Here is a 14,861-nt window from a genome sequence, read left to right as displayed (position 1 = left end):
TCAGTGCTTGCTTCTGGAATAGTTTTCAACCTGACGCGAAGATCGATATCAGACCTTGCGCAAAGCTTCGATCTCAGCAGGACCTTCGGCGTCGAGGTAATGCTCCAGCCAGTGGATGTCGTACTGACCGTTCTGAACGTCCTGATTACGCACCAACGCCCGGAACAATGGCAATGTGGTCTCGATACCATCAACGACGAACTCATCAAGTGCGCGGCGAAGACGCATCAGGCATTCGGTGCGGGTGCGACCATGCACGATGAGTTTGCCAACAAGCGAGTCATAGTTCGAAGGGATCTTGTAGCCCTGATACACCGCCGAATCCACACGTACACCAAGACCGCCCGGTGGGTGGTAATAGGTGATCGTGCCCGGTGAAGGACGGAAATTCGAAGGATGCTCGGCATTGATGCGGCATTCGATAGCGTGACCATCAAGCACGATGTCTTCTTGCTTGATCGACAAGGCAGCGCCCGAAGCCACACGGATCTGCTCGTTAACGAGGTCGATGCCGGTGATCATCTCCGTCACCGGATGCTCCACCTGGATACGGGTGTTCATCTCGATGAAGTAGAACTCGCCGTTCTCGTACAGGAACTCAATGGTGCCTGCGCCGAGATACTTCAGCTTCTGCATGGCCTTGGCGACCACAGTGCCAATGCGCTCGCGTTCAGCCTTGTTAAGCGCAGGTGAGGGGGCTTCTTCCCACACCTTCTGGTGACGACGCTGCAATGAGCAATCACGCTCGCCCATATGCACCGCACCACCACGACCATCACCCATCACCTGAATTTCAATGTGACGTGGCTTTTCGAGATACTTTTCCAGATACACGGCATCGTCGCCAAAGGCGGCCTTTGCCTCGATCCGGGCTGTGGAGAGCGCATCGCTCAAGCTTGCTGCATCACGTGCCACTTTCATGCCACGTCCGCCGCCGCCGGCAGCTGCCTTCACCAATACCGGATAACCGATTTTGGCTGCCACTTCATGCGCTTCAGCATCATCGGTGATGCCGCCGTCCGAACCCGGAACGCACGGAATACCAAGCGCACGCGCCGTGCGCTTCGCCTCGATTTTATCACCCATCAGGCGGATGTGCTCTGCCTTCGGGCCGATAAAGGCGATGCCGTGGTCGGCAAGCACATCAGCAAAATGCGCATTTTCCGACAGGAACCCGTACCCCGGATGCACCGCATCCGCACCCGTGATCTCACAGGCGGCGATCAGTGCCGGGATGTTGAGATAGCTGTCACGTGCGGCTGGCGGCCCGATGCAGACGCTTTCGTCAGCAAGGCGCACGTGCATGGCGTTGGCATCGGCGGTGGAATGTACTGCAACTGTGGAAATGCCGAGTTCCTTACAGGCTCTCAGAATCCGCAGCGCGATTTCACCCCGGTTGGCGATCAGGATCTTGTCGAACATTAATTACTCGATTACCAGCAGCGGCTCGCCGTACTCAACCGGCTGGCCATCTTCTACCAACACGGCAGTGACCGTGCCCGAACGTGGCGCGACAATGTCGTTGAAGGTCTTCATAGCTTCGACCAGCAACAGCTTGTCACCCGCCTGCACCTTGGAGCCCACTTCGATGAATGGCTTTGCATCCGGCGAAGGGCGACGGTATGCGGTGCCAACCATGGGTGAGTTCACGGTACCCGGATGGTCCGTAACCGAAGCAGCAACAGGTGCCGCAGCAGCTGCTGGAGCCGGTGCATAGGCCGCAACGGGAGCTGGCGCTGCCATCTGCGGAACCACGACGTTGGCCGTGACATTGCGTGCGACGCGAATATGCAGGTCGCCTTTGGCAACCTCGATTTCGGTCAGATCGGTTTCCGCGATAAGCAGCGCGAGGTCCCGGACGAGTTCTGGATCAATAGGGCTGATTTTTGCCATGCTTTCTTCAGTCAATGGGTCAGTACGCCTTGGTTATGGAGCGCTGATGCGGTTAACGATGTGCGTCACGCTCTTGCAATAAATTGACGATAGCTTCAAGCGCAAGGTCATAACTAATAGCGCCAAAGCCGCAGATTACCCCTCGCACCACTGCAGCAATCACAGAATGATGGCGAAATTGTTCCCGAGCATGCACATTTGATAAATGCACCTCAATTGCAAGCGCTTCGGCACTGACAATCGCATCGCGCAGAGCAATCGACGTATGGGTATACGCGCCTGCATTCAGGATAATGCCCGCGCCAGCAATGCCTGCATTCTGGATCAGGGTAACGAGTTCGCCTTCGACATTGGTCTGGGCGAAGGTTAGATCGATGGTGATACCCGCAGCTTTGCCAAGCGCCTTCGCGCGTTGATGCAGTCGCGCTTCGATATCGGCCAACGTAAGATGACCATAAACACCCGGCTCGCGCCGTCCGAGCAGGTTCAGGTTAGGGCCGTTGAGGATATGAACTGCGACCATTCAGTGGGTGCTCATCCATCATGAGTGGCGCAACAAGGCGGACACGAAGGCAAAAGCATACACGTATGCCAACGCTACGCCCATGCGCGCGAATTTGCCTTCATAGCTCGATGTGCGTCTCATGGAAAGTGACGCAGCTTCGCTTTATCGAGGAAAACCCTATTTTTGATCAGAAATAACGCAAATTCTTAGCAATCAACCTTGCCGCACTTGCGAACTGACGCAATTACCGTCTGCAACGTGTCAATACCGATAGCGCCCGGAATGACACTGTCACCCATTGCAAAACTCGGCGTGCCGGTCAGTGACAACTGCTCGCCAGCCTGCATGGTGCGGGTCAGCACTTGCTTGACGGCGTCGGATTCCATGTCCTTTTGCAGCCGATCCATATCAACGCCTGCAGCTTTGGCGACTTCCAGAGCTCGCTCCTTACCGACGACGCCTTTTGAGAGCAGCAGATCGGAATGGAAGCGGAAATATTTTTCGCCCGATAGTTGCTGCCCCACGGCGATGCTGACCAGTGCCGCCTGTGCTGATTCGGGGCGCAGGATAGGAAAATCACGGACCACAACACGAATACGTGGATCAGCCTTTACCAGCGCTTCGATATCGCCAAGCGCCTTTTTGCAATAGCCGCAATTGTAGTCGAAGAATTCAACCAGTGTGACGTCGGCATTAGGGTTGCCAACGACGATACCATCGCCCGGGTTGACGTTTTCAGTGATTGAGCGCACCGCCTTGGCGACAATTGCGCGTTGCTCATCTTCCTGATGCTTTTCCAGCTTGGCCAGCGCTTCCTTCAACACTTGCGGATTGTTGAGCAGGTAGTCGTGCACCACGCTCTCAATCTGCGAGCGCTGCTCAGCAGTAACCTCTGCTGCAACGACAGGCGTGCCCGCCACCAGAGCAAGGCCCACAACAGCGAGGAAGGTGGAGCGGAGCGGAAAAAGAGTGCGCATAAACTGAACCCTGAAAAACGATGATGTAAGCAAACGATATGTGCGCACTGATCCTTGTCGGTCAATGACACAAAGTGGTGAGCGGCAGATGCCTTACTCCGCTTCCACCGCAAGTCCGTTATCGATTGCATGCTGGCGCAGGTTCTTCTGCGGACGCGCACCGATGTGCTGGATGATATGGGATGCCGCCAACGCACCATGATGCGCTGCCGCACGCAAGTCCAGATCCTTCGCCAGTCCGAAAAGGAAACCCGATGCAAACAGATCGCCAGCGCCTGTGCAGTCAACCACTTCATCAACCGGATAGGCCGGGATGGCAATCGTCTCTTCGCGCGTGATCACCTGTGCACCCTTTTCGGAGCGGGTGATGACACCTAATACACCCTCTTCGCGCAAGGCGGTGACGGCAGCGTCGAAATCTGATGTTTCGTAAAGGCTTTTCAATTCAGCTTCGTTTGCGAAGACGATATCGACAGTCTGCGTTCTCAGCAGGCCTAGAAACTCCTCACGGAAGCGGCCTACGCAGAACGAATCTGATAGCGTCAAAGCCACCTGTCGACCAGCGCCGTGGGCAATGCGTGATGCCTTCACAAATGCTTCCTTGGCCGCCGGAGGATCCCAAAGATAGCCCTCAAGGTAGACGATTGAGGAAGCTTCCACCGTGGCGCGGTCGATATCCGCCGAGGTCAAATGCTGGCTGGCGCCCAGGTATGTGTTCATCGTGCGCTCGCCATCAGGCGTTACCGCGATCAGGCACATCGCTGTGGCGGGGCCTTCCTCAGCAGGTTGCGTGGGGAACACGATTGATTGCGAACGAATATCATGCGCGAAGCGCTTGCCTGCATCATCGTTCTTGACCTTGCCGATGAAGGCAGGCTTGGCGCCAAGCGATGCAAGGCCGGCAATGGTGTTGGCTGCGCTGCCGCCAGAAGTGTGCGTCATTGGCCCCATGGCAGCAAACAGCGCTTGTGCGCGGTCTTCATCAATCAGCTGCATTGAACCTTTGACAAGGTTCTGCGCGACGAGAAAATCATCTTCCGCACGGGCGATCACATCGACGATTGCATTGCCGATTCCGAGCACATCAAATTGGGCTGTCATGTCCTGTCCTGATCTCCGGGCCGCATGCGGCGTTGGATTCGGGTATTGCCGAATGGGGGTGGAAGTCAACCTCTGACTGTGCAAGCCACCGTAAAATATCATGTTGTCGTATCCTTGATTGAACAACTATGGCAGGATCCACAACAGTTCCAACATGACCGAATGTTAATTTGGCCTGTGTATCACTGCAGGGCACAATCATTGTTTATGTTGGCAATCGATATAAATTGACGGGCAAGATGGTGCCCTGCTTGAGGATGAAATATGCGTAGGTTGCTGGCGGTGGGTTTTATGATCCTGGTGATGGCCGGTGCCTGGTTGGTTGTGCTGGATCGTAGGGGCGAGAGTATCAGCAGCCTTTTCGGGGGCCCATCTTTCTTGCGCCCAAAAACCAGTGAGCCAGTGAATACGCAGACGCAGGCAAACGCGCCATCTGCTTCTAAAGCGCCTGCAGTGACATCAACGGTGAAGGCTTTTCCGGTGGAGACTGTCCGTGCGCGGGTGGGAGAGTCGGTGGCTGATATTCTCACGGTGGGCAGTTTGCAATCGGACGAGAGCGTGCAGATTTCATCGGAAATCGCCGGCCGCATCGCCGAGATCAGCTTTGCTGAGGGCGAACATGTGAAGATGGGCGACTTGCTGGTGCGGCTTGATTCTGCACTCACGCAAGCTGATCTGGACGATGTTCGCGCCCGATTTGAACTGGCTGAAGCCAATCAAAAGCGCACGAGTGCGCTTGCAAAAAGCGGAAACGCCACTCAACGTGCCAATGATGAAGCAGCGACAACGCTTGCAACCGCCCGTGCCGCGCTGGCGCTTGTTGAGGCACGTCTCAATAAGCTCTCGATTCGCGCGCCATTTTCAGGCGTTCTCGGCGTGCGTAACGTTTCGGTGGGCGCTTATCTCAACCCTGGCGTTGCCATCGTGAACCTGGAAAAGATCGACCAGCTTAAGGTCGATTTCAAAGTGCCGGAATCCTATCTCGCTCGCATTCGCGTTGGTCAAACGTTGGAGCTGATGGTTGATGCCCTGCCCGGCCAAAGCTTCAGCGGAACGATTTATGCCATTGATCCGATGGTGGACGTGAATGGGCGTGCGCTCAATATTCGTGCGCGGTTGCCCAATCCTGACCTCACCTTGCGGCCCGGTTTGTTTGCGCGCATTGCTATCAAGAGTGTGGGCACGCAGGCTGGCGTGTTTGTGCCTGAAGAGGCCATCGTACCGCGGGGCGAACAGGCGCTCGTCTATCGCGTGGTCGATGGCAAGGTGCAGGAAACGGTCGTGCGGCTAGGCGCGCGCAAGGCGGGCGAAGTAGAGGTGCTGGAAGGGCTTGCGGGGGATGCTGTTGTCGTGACGGCTGGTCAGCATCGTCTGCGCGATGGTGCGCCGGTTGAGGTGGTGGCGGCTGTAGCGGGCCAAATTTAAAGGGAGGCGCCGATGGGTTTTTCTGAACTCTGTATCCGTCGGCCAGTCTTCGCTACTGTTTTGAGCCTCATTCTGATGCTGATTGGCCTTGTGTCTTATGACAGGCTGACGGTGCGTGAATATCCCAATATCGATGAGCCGGTGGTGTCGGTGACGACACGTTATCCGGGCGCATCAGCTACAATCATTGAGAGCCAGATTACGCAGGTGCTTGAGGGGTCTATTGCGGGTATTGCCGATATAGATGTGCTTGAGTCCACCAGCCGTTCGGAATCGAGCCGTATTACGGTGCGTTTCACGTTGGGTGTGGACCCGGATGTTGCCGCAAATGATGTGCGCGATCGTGTCAGCCGGGTGCGTGGGCGGCTGCCTGATGAGGTTGATGAGCCTGTCATTGCCAAGGTTGAAGCCGATGCACAACCTGTGGTGTTCATTGCCTTCCAGAGTGAAAAGCTCAATGCACTGGAATTGACCGACTACATTGATCGGTATGTCGTCAATCGCCTGAAAAATCTTACTGGTGTGGCGGATGTCACCATTTTTGGCGAGCGCCGCTATGCCATGCGCATCTGGATCGATCGAGAGCGATTGGCAGCCTATCAGCTGACGGTTCAGGATGTGGAAGCAGCTCTGCGCGCGCAAAATGTCGAGCTGCCATCAGGACGCATCGAAAGTAATGATCGTGAGTTCACGGTGCTGTCACGCACGGGGCTGACCAGTGCGGCTGAGTTTGAGAACGTGGTCGTGAAGCTCTCTGGCAACCATCAGGTGCGGCTGGCGGATGTCGCGCGTATTGAGCTTGGCGCTGCCGATACCCGGCGCGATGGACGTTTCAACGGACAGACAAGTGTGATGGTCGGCATCGTCAAGCAGGCGGTGGCAAATCCACTCGATGTATCGGCTGCGCTGCGAAAGGTAATGCCGGAGATCAACGAATCCCTGCCAGCTGGTGTCAATGCACAGATTGCTAATGATAATGCAGTGTTCATCGACCGCTCTATCACAGCAGTTTATCATACGATTCTTGAGGCTATTGCGCTTGTTGTTCTGGTGATTCTGGTGTTTTTGCGCTCATTGCGCGCCTCGCTGATCCCGATAGTGACGATCCCGATTTCACTCATCACCACGTTTGCACTGATGCTGATGCTTGGTTTCAGCATCAATACGCTCACGCTGCTGGCAATGGTGCTTGCTATTGGGCTCGTGGTTGATGATGCGATTGTGGTGCTGGAGAACATCCACCGCCATGTCGAGGAGGGGATGAAGCCTCTGGAGGCCGCAATCAAGGGTGTGCGCGAGATCGGCTTTGCGGTTGTCGCGATGACGCTGACATTGGCCGCCGTTTACGCGCCAGTGGCTTTTGCACAGGGACGCACGGGACGGCTGTTTCTTGAGTTCGCGCTGACATTGGCTGGTGCTGTGATCGTTTCAGGGTTTGTAGCGCTGACGCTGACACCGATGATGTGCGCTCGTATTTTGAAGCATAACCCCAATCCCGGGCGGGTGTTTCTGCTGCTGGAGCGTGCGCTTGACGGGCTTGAATCGGGTTATCGCAGACTCTTAAATGCCAGCATGCACATGCGTTGGCTGATTGTGTTGCTGGCCGTGGGTGTTGCCGGGGTGAGTGGCCTTTATTTTACGGCGTTGCGCTCGGAATTGGCACCGGTTGAGGACCGCGGTGTCGTTATGATCCGCGGCAGCGGTCCCGAAGGCGCAACGCTTAGCTATATGAGCCGCTACGTCAACGTTATCGAGCGCGATCTGCGCGCAATCCCTGAAATGAATTCAGTGCTGGTTATTCTGGGTTTTCCAGACATTACGGATTTCATGGCTATCGGCCGGCTGAAGGATTGGGACGAGCGCGGCGTTAAACAGCAGCAGCTGGCTGCCGATATGCGGACGAAGCTGCAACGCATTCCCGGTATCGAGGCCTATGCCAATAATCCAGCCTCACTTGGTCAGCGGGGTTCTACGCGCCCTGTCGAGTTCGTCGTGCAGACTTCAGGCACCTATGAACAGCTGCAAGATTATGTTGATGCGGTAATGGAACGGGTGAATGCAAACCCGGGGTTCGTGAATCCGGATTCCGATCTGAAGCTGAACAAACCAGAATTCCGCGTTGCACTGGATCGGGCAAAGGTTGCCGATCTGGGGCTTGATGTCTCCGTCGTTGGCCGCACGCTTGAAACCTTGCTTGGTGGAAGACAGGTCACGCGGTTTGAGGTCGATGGTGAGCAATATGATGTTTATGTGCAGATGGCAGCTGAAGATCGCGCTTCGCCCTCTACGCTATCAACGATTTTCCTGCGTGCACCCTCTGGAGAAATGGTGCAGCTGTCGAACATCGTGCAGGTAACAGAATCTGTCGCCCCGAAAGAGTTACGCCGTTTCAATCAGCTGCGTTCTGCAACCATCTCAAGCAATCTCGCACCCGGTTATTCTTTGGGCGATGCGCTTGCATTTCTCGATAAAACCGCTGAGGAAGTGCTGCCAGCAAGCGCCCAGACGGATTATGGCGGGCAAAGCCGTGAGTTCGTGGCTTCCAGCCAAAGTCTGGTCATGGTTTTCGCGTTGGCGCTGGGCTTTATCTATCTGGTGCTGGCTGCCCAGTTTGAAAGTTTCCGCGATCCATTGATAATTCTGCTCAGCGTACCACTTTCCATGACAGGCGCATTGGCGGCGCTTTATTATGGTGGGGGGACGCTGAACGTGTATTCGCAGATCGGCCTTGTGACACTGGTAGGGCTGATCACAAAGCACGGTATTCTGATAGTGGAGTTTGCCAACCAGCAGCAGGAAGCGGGGAAGGATCGCCTGACGGCTGTAGTCGATGCATCGGCGTTGCGTTTGCGCCCCATCCTGATGACCACCGGTGCGATGGTTCTGGGTGCGCTGCCCTTGATGCTTGCAAGTGGCGCAGGCGCTGAAAGCCGACAGCAGATCGGACTGGTCATTGTCGGCGGCATGACTTTGGGAACTGTGCTGACGTTGTTTGTGGTGCCGACGGTCTATAGCCTTATTGGCCGCAGGTTTGCGCATGCTGAAGAGGCGCCCCATCCAGTGCCAAAACCTGCCGAATAAGGCGCTGCTTGAGATTTGAAGCGTAGAACCAACATGACTTTTAAATTCGATAACTCCTACGCGCATCTGCCCGAGCGCTTTTTCGCACACCAGAATCCTGTGCCGGTGCGTGCGCCCCGTCTCGTGCGGGTTAATGCCAGGCTTGCGGCTCTGCTAGGGGTTGAGCCTGCCATCACTACGGATCATCCGTCAGCTGAAGTGGCTGCACGGCTTGCGGCTATATTCGCCGGCAATACGGTGCCTGAAGGGGCAGAGCCTATTGCTGCTGTTTATGCAGGACATCAATTTGGGCAGTGGGTGCCGAGGCTTGGCGATGGACGTGCTGTTTTGTTGGGTGAAGTCATCGGACGCGATGGCATCCGCCGGGATATCCAACTGAAGGGCGCAGGGCGTACGCCGTTTTCTCGTGGCGGGGATGGACGGGCGGCACTGGGCCCGGTGCTGCGTGAGTATATCGTCAGCGAAGCGATGGCAGCTCTTGGCATTCCCTCAACCCGCGCTTTAGCGGCAGTGCTTACGGGCGAAGAAGTGTTGCGGGAGGTGCCCTTACCCGGTGCAATCCTGACGCGTGTTGCACGCAGCCATGTCCGCATTGGCACTTTCCAGTATTTCGCGGCGAATGGTGATACAGAGGCGGTACGGGTGCTGGTGGATTACGTGATCCGGCATTTATATCCCGATGCTGCTCACGCGGCAGCCCCTGTGCGCGCAATGCTTGATCACGTGATTGCTGCGCAGGCAAAATTGGTGGCGCAGTGGATGTCAGTTGGTTTTATCCATGGTGTCATGAATACGGATAACATGTCGATTGCTGGTGAGACGATCGATTTTGGCCCATGCGCATTTATGGATGGATTTAACCCGGCCGCAGTTTTCAGTGCAATTGATGAAATGGGTCGTTACGCATGGGGTTATCAGCCAACGATCACGCATTGGAATCTGGCGCGGTTCTGCCAAACGCTTCTGCCGTTGCTGTCAGAGAATGGCCGCGATGCGCAGGAAAGCGCGCAGGAAGCGCTGGACGCTTTCCCTGTGCTTTTTGAAACCGCTTGGCTGGGTATTATGCGTGCGAAGCTTGGCTTTGCCGAGGTTTTGACCAGTGCAGGGATTGAAAGCGAAACAGGTGCAGCGGATCGCTCGCTGGTGAAGGATCTGCTGAAAATCATGACCAATCATGGTCGCGATGATTCTGGTGCTGATTTTACACTGACATTCCGCTGGTTGAGTGAACTGGCGATAAATGTAGGTGATGAGGAAGCGCAAGCAGCAGAGACACGTTTCATGGGACTGTTTGCTGAGCAGGAGCCAGTCACATCCTGGCTTGCACGCTGGCGTCAGCGTTTATCACAGGCTGAAGGGCCGATGCCTGGCGGTGATAATATGCGGCAGGAAAGGATGCGTGCGATCAATCCCACGATCATTCCGCGCAATCATCTTATCCAGGAGGCCATTAGTGCAGCTCTCGAAGAGGATTTTGCCCCGTTTGATGCCCTCGTAGATGCTTTGGCTAATCCATTTGTATCGCAATCAGCAAATGCATACTTCATGGCACCGCCAAGGCCTGAGCAAGTGGTAACCCAGACCTTCTGTGGCACCTAAACTTCAGGAAGAGTTTGATGTCTCTTCCTGAAGCTTATGGTTTAGGCAAATACTGCCTCGATTTTGTCTTTGAGCGTTTGGGCGTTGAACGGTTTGACGATATAGTTGTTCACGCCAGCCTTTTTAGCTGCGATGACGTTTTCACTCTTGGCTTCTGCGGTAACCATGATGAATGGAAGTGTTTCCATCTCAGGGCTTTCGCGCACCTGCTTCAAGAGTTCATAGCCGGTCATCGGCTCCATATTCCAATCCGAGATCACAAGACCATACTTGCGTTCTTTAAGCTTTGTCAGGGCTTCGCTGCCATCAGCGGCATCGTCAACGTCCTGAAAACCAACTTGCTTCAGGAGGTTTTTAATAATTCTGACCATTGTCTTATAATCGTCGACAACGAGAATTGGCATTGCAAGATCAAGGGCCATCAATCACTCCAGACACGCACAGATCGTACATTCAAACAGTACATGGAAGGTTACGGGCGTTGCATGTTAATTACAGTTGATGCCAGTCATGGCTTGCCCGAGGCTTGCTTTTCATATTTTGGAAATATTGCACGTCAGGAAGCAATCGTTTATTCAAGATAACAGTTTTCCACAACGTGGGAGTAAAGCCGATGCCGGTTGATCGTCGGCCGTTCCGAATCGAAACTGGGATTGAACAGGACGGTGAGGAACGCGAGTTGCGTACGACGAATGAGCACGTGGATTATTCCGCGATGTTCGCAAGAGTATTTAGAGAGCTGGCTGAAATTCGGCAATTAGTACATCAAGGCGGGGGCACCCCTCCACCAAGTGATCCACGCGCTAATGCCGCAATGATGGCTGAAGTTGGCTCAATCCAGCAAGCGATCTTGAATACAAAGCGCGAAATCCTTAGCCTTCAGGTCAAGGGATTGAAGGGCGATATGTCAAGTCGTGCGCTTGATGAGCTGGATGCTGTTGTGAGCGGCACCGAGGCTGCTACGGAAACGATTCTGTCATCGGCAGAGAGCATCGAAGAAACTGCGGGCAAGCTGATATCGAATTTGCAGGGCGATGAGCAAGCGCAGATTGTCGATATTCATAAGCAAGCCATCAAGATTTTCGAGGCATGCAATTTCCAGGATCTGACAGGTCAGCGGATTAGCAAGGTTGTGCAGGTGCTTCACTTTATCGAGGATAGGGTGGAAAGCATGATGACAATCTGGGGTGGGGCTGCAGGGTTTTCTACAATTCCTGACATTGATATCGCCACGCCGCCCGAGAGGGTTGGCGATGCAGCGCTACTCAATGGGCCCCCGCTTGAGACGGATGTAAATGTCGTCTCGCAAGATGATATTGACTCGCTGTTTGCATAACGTGCGATGGGTGGGCCTTATGGCCCATCCTGATAACTAAGAGAGAATATTTGAATTGCGCATACTGGTGCGGCAAGAAAGTAATGAATTTTAGGGTGCGTGTTTCGATGCAATCGAAGCTTATTATCTCGCACTGCAATGCAGCTGTCTCTCATAATGATGTGAGTTACGGGTAAATAAAGCCCTCGGCGTGCATTGTGCTTGTCAATCATGAAGATATCATCACCAATAGATGAGCATGAACCGTTTGGAAAACGGTTGTGAGTCATTTCAAGCTGCACGAACATATAAATATAGGCGCTATTCTGGCGTGCGGAGCAGTTGGATTCAGTCTGGAGAGGGGCCCCATGGCAGAATATGGTTCATTTACATGGAGCGATCCATTTCTTCTCGATCAGCAGCTGACAGAGGACGAGCGAATCATCCGCAATGCCGCCACTGCCTTCGCCGCTGATAGACTCGCACCGCGCATTCAGGATGCCTACCTGCATGAAACGACTGACCCCTCCATTTTTCGCGAGATGGGCGAGGCAGGCTTGCTTGGCCCAACTGTGCCTGAGGAATACGGCGGGGCGGGCGCAAGTTACGTTGCCTATGGCCTGATTGCGCGTGAGATCGAGCGCGTTGATAGTGGCTATCGGTCGATGATGAGCGTGCAATCATCATTGGTGATGTATCCGATTTACGCCTACGGCTCTGAAGAACAGCGCAAAAAGTATCTGCCGAAGCTCGCATCTGGCGAGTGGATTGGCTGTTTTGGCCTCACTGAGCCGGATGCGGGTTCTGATCCTGGCGGCATGAAGACGCGTGCTGAAAAGGTCGATGGTGGCTATCGCCTCAACGGTTCAAAGACGTGGATTTCCAATGCGCCGATCGCGGATGTTTTCGTGGTATGGGCAAAATCTGCCGCGCACGATAATCAGATTCGCGGTTTCGTGCTGGATAAGGGCACCAGGGGCCTGTCTGCTCCAAAAATTGATGGCAAGCTGAGCCTGCGCGCCTCCATCACTGGCGAAATTGTTCTCGACGATGTTGTTGTAGGCGAAGAAGCGCTCTTGCCAAATGTTTCTGGTCTGAAGGGGCCATTTGGCTGCCTTAATCGCGCCCGTTATGGCATCTCCTGGGGTGCTATGGGGGCGGCTGAGGACTGCTGGTTCCGGGCGCGCCAATATGGACTGGATCGCAAACAGTTCGACAAACCACTGGCAGGCACACAGCTGTTCCAGAAAAAGCTCGCCGATATGCAGACCGAGATCGCACTTGGATTGCAGGCCAGCCTGCGTGTTGGGCGGATGATGGATGAGGGTTCGTTTGCACCTGAGGTTATTTCCATCGTGAAGCGTAATAATTGCGGCAAGGCGCTCGATATTGCCCGTCAGGCGCGTGATATGCACGGCGGCAATGGTATCCAGATTGAATATCACGTGATGCGCCATGCGCAGAATCTGGAAACCGTGAACACTTATGAAGGCACACATGATGTCCATGCGCTGATTCTGGGGCGTGCACAGACGGGCCTGCAGGCGTTTTTCTAGGATGCGTCGATCTTTGCCGCGCCATCGTGGCTTGCAAATGGTAACGCGCTGCGTGCCTTAGGCTGATGGACATAAGTTCACTGTGCTTTGGTTCTCGATAGTCACCATTTTCGGCGCTTGCTGAGGTGAAGCTCAACACATCCTTTCGATGTGTGGGCGTTATTGTATCGCTTAGGATGCTTTTACTCATTGAGTTACAGCATTTGGAAATTGTTGGTGCTATGTCCGAACATCCATTAAGTGGCCTGAAAGTTGTTGAACTTGCGCGCATTCTGGCCGGGCCATGGATTGGGCAAACGCTGGCTGATCTTGGCGCTGATGTTATCAAGGTCGAAAGCCCCAGTGGGGATGATACCCGTACGTGGGGGCCTCCCTTCATTGAGGTGGATGGGGAGCCATCGGCGGCTTATTTTCATGCCTGTAACCGTGGAAAACGCTCAATTACGGCGGATTTCTCCACCGAGGAAGGGCAGGCGCTGGTGCGTCGCTTAGTGCAGGATGCAGACGTTCTGATCGAGAATTTCAAGGTCGGAGGGCTGGTCAAATATGGCCTTGATTATGAAAGCCTGCATAAGCTCAATCCGCGTCTGGTTTATTGCTCAGTGACGGGCTTTGGCCAGAATGGCCCTTATGCCGCGCGTCCGGGTTATGATTTCATGATGCAGGGCATGGGCGCAATCATGGACCTCACCGGCGAACCAGATGGCGCACCCCAGAAAATGGGCGTTGCCTTCGTCGATATTTTTACCGGGGTCTACGGTGTTGTCGCCATTCAGGCGGCGCTATGGCAGCGAGAACGCACGGGCGTTGGGCAGCATGTCGATATGGCGCTGTTCGACAGCATCACCGGGGTGTTGGCCAATCAGGCCATGAACTATCTGGCCTCTGGCATTGTGCCGCATCGCTTGGGCAATGCACATCCCAACATCGCGCCGTATCAGGCGTTTTCAGTTGCGGATGGCTTTATCATCGTTGCGGTGGGAAATGACGGGCAATTTGGTCGGCTGGCGCAGGCGCTGGGTGTTGCGGCACTCGCGCGTGATCCTCGTTTCATCACCAATGCAACGCGGGTAGCCAACCGCGTGGCGCTGACGGAGCTTCTCTCAGAGAAAATCGCACTTTGGCAGAGGGATGATCTGCTTGGAGCTCTGGAGCGTGCAGGTGTTCCGGCTGGCCCTATCAATACGCTTGCCGATGTTTTTGCTGATCCGCAGATTATTGCACGTGGTATGCAGATCTCTCCAGATGGCGTGCCCGGTGTGCGCACGCCCATTGCTTTTTCTAATGCCAGCCTCAAGCTGGACCGCCGCTCACCGCGCCTTGGCGAGCACACCCAGGAAATTCTGGCCGAGCTCAATGTGGCTGAGCAGGCGCGATAATTCTCCATAGGAAAGAAAAAGCCTCCAAGG

Annotated in this window: 12 protein-coding genes; 6 read left to right on the top strand and 6 right to left on the bottom strand. The window is 54.8% G+C overall.

What is annotated here, in order from left to right; all coding sequences use genetic code 11:
• Positions 1–48: 48 nt before the first annotated feature.
• The 5 genes from accC to VRZ32_RS04400 all read right to left on the bottom strand — a co-directional run bounded on the left by accC (position 49) and on the right by VRZ32_RS04400 (position 4,476).
• Positions 49–1,422 carry an acetyl-CoA carboxylase biotin carboxylase subunit gene (accC, locus tag VRZ32_RS04420; protein WP_414524486.1) on the bottom strand — a complete coding sequence of 458 codons (1,374 nt, stop codon included), beginning with the start codon at positions 1,420–1,422 and terminating at the stop codon, positions 49–51.
• Between the two features lie 3 nt (positions 1,423–1,425).
• Positions 1,426–1,893, bottom strand: a complete 468-nt coding sequence (gene accB / locus VRZ32_RS04415) for an acetyl-CoA carboxylase biotin carboxyl carrier protein (RefSeq protein ID WP_414524485.1) — start codon at positions 1,891–1,893, stop codon at positions 1,426–1,428.
• Between the two features lie 52 nt (positions 1,894–1,945).
• A complete protein-coding gene (gene aroQ, locus VRZ32_RS04410; RefSeq protein ID WP_414524484.1) occupies positions 1,946–2,416 on the bottom strand; it encodes a type II 3-dehydroquinate dehydratase in 471 nt (156 codons plus the stop codon).
• A 188-nt stretch (positions 2,417–2,604) separates the two neighbouring features.
• Positions 2,605–3,375 (bottom strand): DsbA family protein, encoded by a 771-nt coding sequence (locus VRZ32_RS04405; protein ID WP_414524483.1) that lies wholly within the window; start codon positions 3,373–3,375, stop codon positions 2,605–2,607.
• A 93-nt stretch (positions 3,376–3,468) separates the two neighbouring features.
• The gene (locus VRZ32_RS04400; protein ID WP_414524482.1) at positions 3,469–4,476 is read right to left on the bottom strand and encodes an adenosine kinase; all 1,008 of its coding nucleotides are present in this window, start codon (positions 4,474–4,476) and stop codon (positions 3,469–3,471) included.
• Positions 4,477–4,740: 264 nt separating this feature from the next.
• Between VRZ32_RS04400 and VRZ32_RS04395 the strand changes: the two genes are divergently transcribed.
• Genes VRZ32_RS04395 through VRZ32_RS04385 form a run of 3 tightly spaced genes read left to right on the top strand, consistent with a single transcriptional unit; the run spans position 4,741 to position 10,581 of the window.
• Positions 4,741–5,901, top strand: coding sequence for an efflux RND transporter periplasmic adaptor subunit (locus tag VRZ32_RS04395; protein ID WP_414524481.1), 1,161 nt, complete (start codon positions 4,741–4,743; stop codon positions 5,899–5,901).
• 12 nt (positions 5,902–5,913) lie between these two features.
• Entirely contained in the window at positions 5,914–8,982 is a 3,069-nt protein-coding gene (locus VRZ32_RS04390) for an efflux RND transporter permease subunit (protein ID WP_414524480.1), read from the top strand.
• Positions 8,983–9,015: 33 nt separating this feature from the next.
• Complete coding sequence (locus VRZ32_RS04385) at positions 9,016–10,581, top strand: protein adenylyltransferase SelO (protein WP_414524479.1); 1,566 nt, start codon at positions 9,016–9,018, stop codon at positions 10,579–10,581.
• 41 nt (positions 10,582–10,622) lie between these two features.
• Here the strand turns inward: VRZ32_RS04385 and VRZ32_RS04380 are convergent, their stop codons facing one another.
• Entirely contained in the window at positions 10,623–11,003 is a 381-nt protein-coding gene (locus VRZ32_RS04380; protein ID WP_414524478.1) for a response regulator, read from the bottom strand.
• Positions 11,004–11,194: 191 nt separating this feature from the next.
• Between VRZ32_RS04380 and VRZ32_RS04375 the strand changes: the two genes are divergently transcribed.
• From VRZ32_RS04375 to VRZ32_RS04365, 3 genes are all read left to right on the top strand, one after another.
• On the top strand, positions 11,195–11,917 hold the full coding sequence (locus tag VRZ32_RS04375; protein WP_414524477.1) for a protein phosphatase CheZ: 723 nt from the start codon (positions 11,195–11,197) through the stop codon (positions 11,915–11,917).
• Positions 11,918–12,264: 347 nt separating this feature from the next.
• Positions 12,265–13,452: an acyl-CoA dehydrogenase gene (locus VRZ32_RS04370; protein WP_414524476.1), complete on the top strand. Its 1,188-nt coding sequence runs from the start codon at positions 12,265–12,267 to the stop codon at positions 13,450–13,452.
• 221 nt (positions 13,453–13,673) lie between these two features.
• Positions 13,674–14,831 carry a CaiB/BaiF CoA transferase family protein gene (locus VRZ32_RS04365; RefSeq protein ID WP_414524475.1) on the top strand — a complete coding sequence of 386 codons (1,158 nt, stop codon included), beginning with the start codon at positions 13,674–13,676 and terminating at the stop codon, positions 14,829–14,831.
• The last annotated feature ends 30 nt before the right edge of the window (positions 14,832–14,861 follow it).

The sequence above is a fragment of the Pseudochelatococcus sp. G4_1912 genome, from assembly GCF_047501465.1.
Classification (GTDB): Bacteria; Pseudomonadota; Alphaproteobacteria; order Rhizobiales; family Beijerinckiaceae; genus Pseudochelatococcus.
This window is presented reverse-complemented; position numbering and strand designations above follow the sequence as displayed.

Coding starts and splice junctions, on each gene's coding strand:
- accC (WP_414524486.1), bottom strand. CDS start 1,422: ATGTTCGACAAGATCCTGATCGCCAACCGGGGTGAAATCGCGCTGCGG.
- accB (WP_414524485.1), bottom strand. CDS start 1,893: ATGGCAAAAATCAGCCCTATTGATCCAGAACTCGTCCGGGACCTCGCG.
- aroQ (WP_414524484.1), bottom strand. CDS start 2,416: ATGGTCGCAGTTCATATCCTCAACGGCCCTAACCTGAACCTGCTCGGA.
- VRZ32_RS04405 (WP_414524483.1), bottom strand. CDS start 3,375: ATGCGCACTCTTTTTCCGCTCCGCTCCACCTTCCTCGCTGTTGTGGGC.
- VRZ32_RS04400 (WP_414524482.1), bottom strand. CDS start 4,476: ATGACAGCCCAATTTGATGTGCTCGGAATCGGCAATGCAATCGTCGAT.
- VRZ32_RS04395 (WP_414524481.1), top strand. CDS start 4,741: ATGCGTAGGTTGCTGGCGGTGGGTTTTATGATCCTGGTGATGGCCGGT.
- VRZ32_RS04390 (WP_414524480.1), top strand. CDS start 5,914: ATGGGTTTTTCTGAACTCTGTATCCGTCGGCCAGTCTTCGCTACTGTT.
- VRZ32_RS04385 (WP_414524479.1), top strand. CDS start 9,016: ATGACTTTTAAATTCGATAACTCCTACGCGCATCTGCCCGAGCGCTTT.
- VRZ32_RS04380 (WP_414524478.1), bottom strand. CDS start 11,003: ATGGCCCTTGATCTTGCAATGCCAATTCTCGTTGTCGACGATTATAAG.
- VRZ32_RS04375 (WP_414524477.1), top strand. CDS start 11,195: ATGCCGGTTGATCGTCGGCCGTTCCGAATCGAAACTGGGATTGAACAG.
- VRZ32_RS04370 (WP_414524476.1), top strand. CDS start 12,265: ATGGCAGAATATGGTTCATTTACATGGAGCGATCCATTTCTTCTCGAT.
- VRZ32_RS04365 (WP_414524475.1), top strand. CDS start 13,674: ATGTCCGAACATCCATTAAGTGGCCTGAAAGTTGTTGAACTTGCGCGC.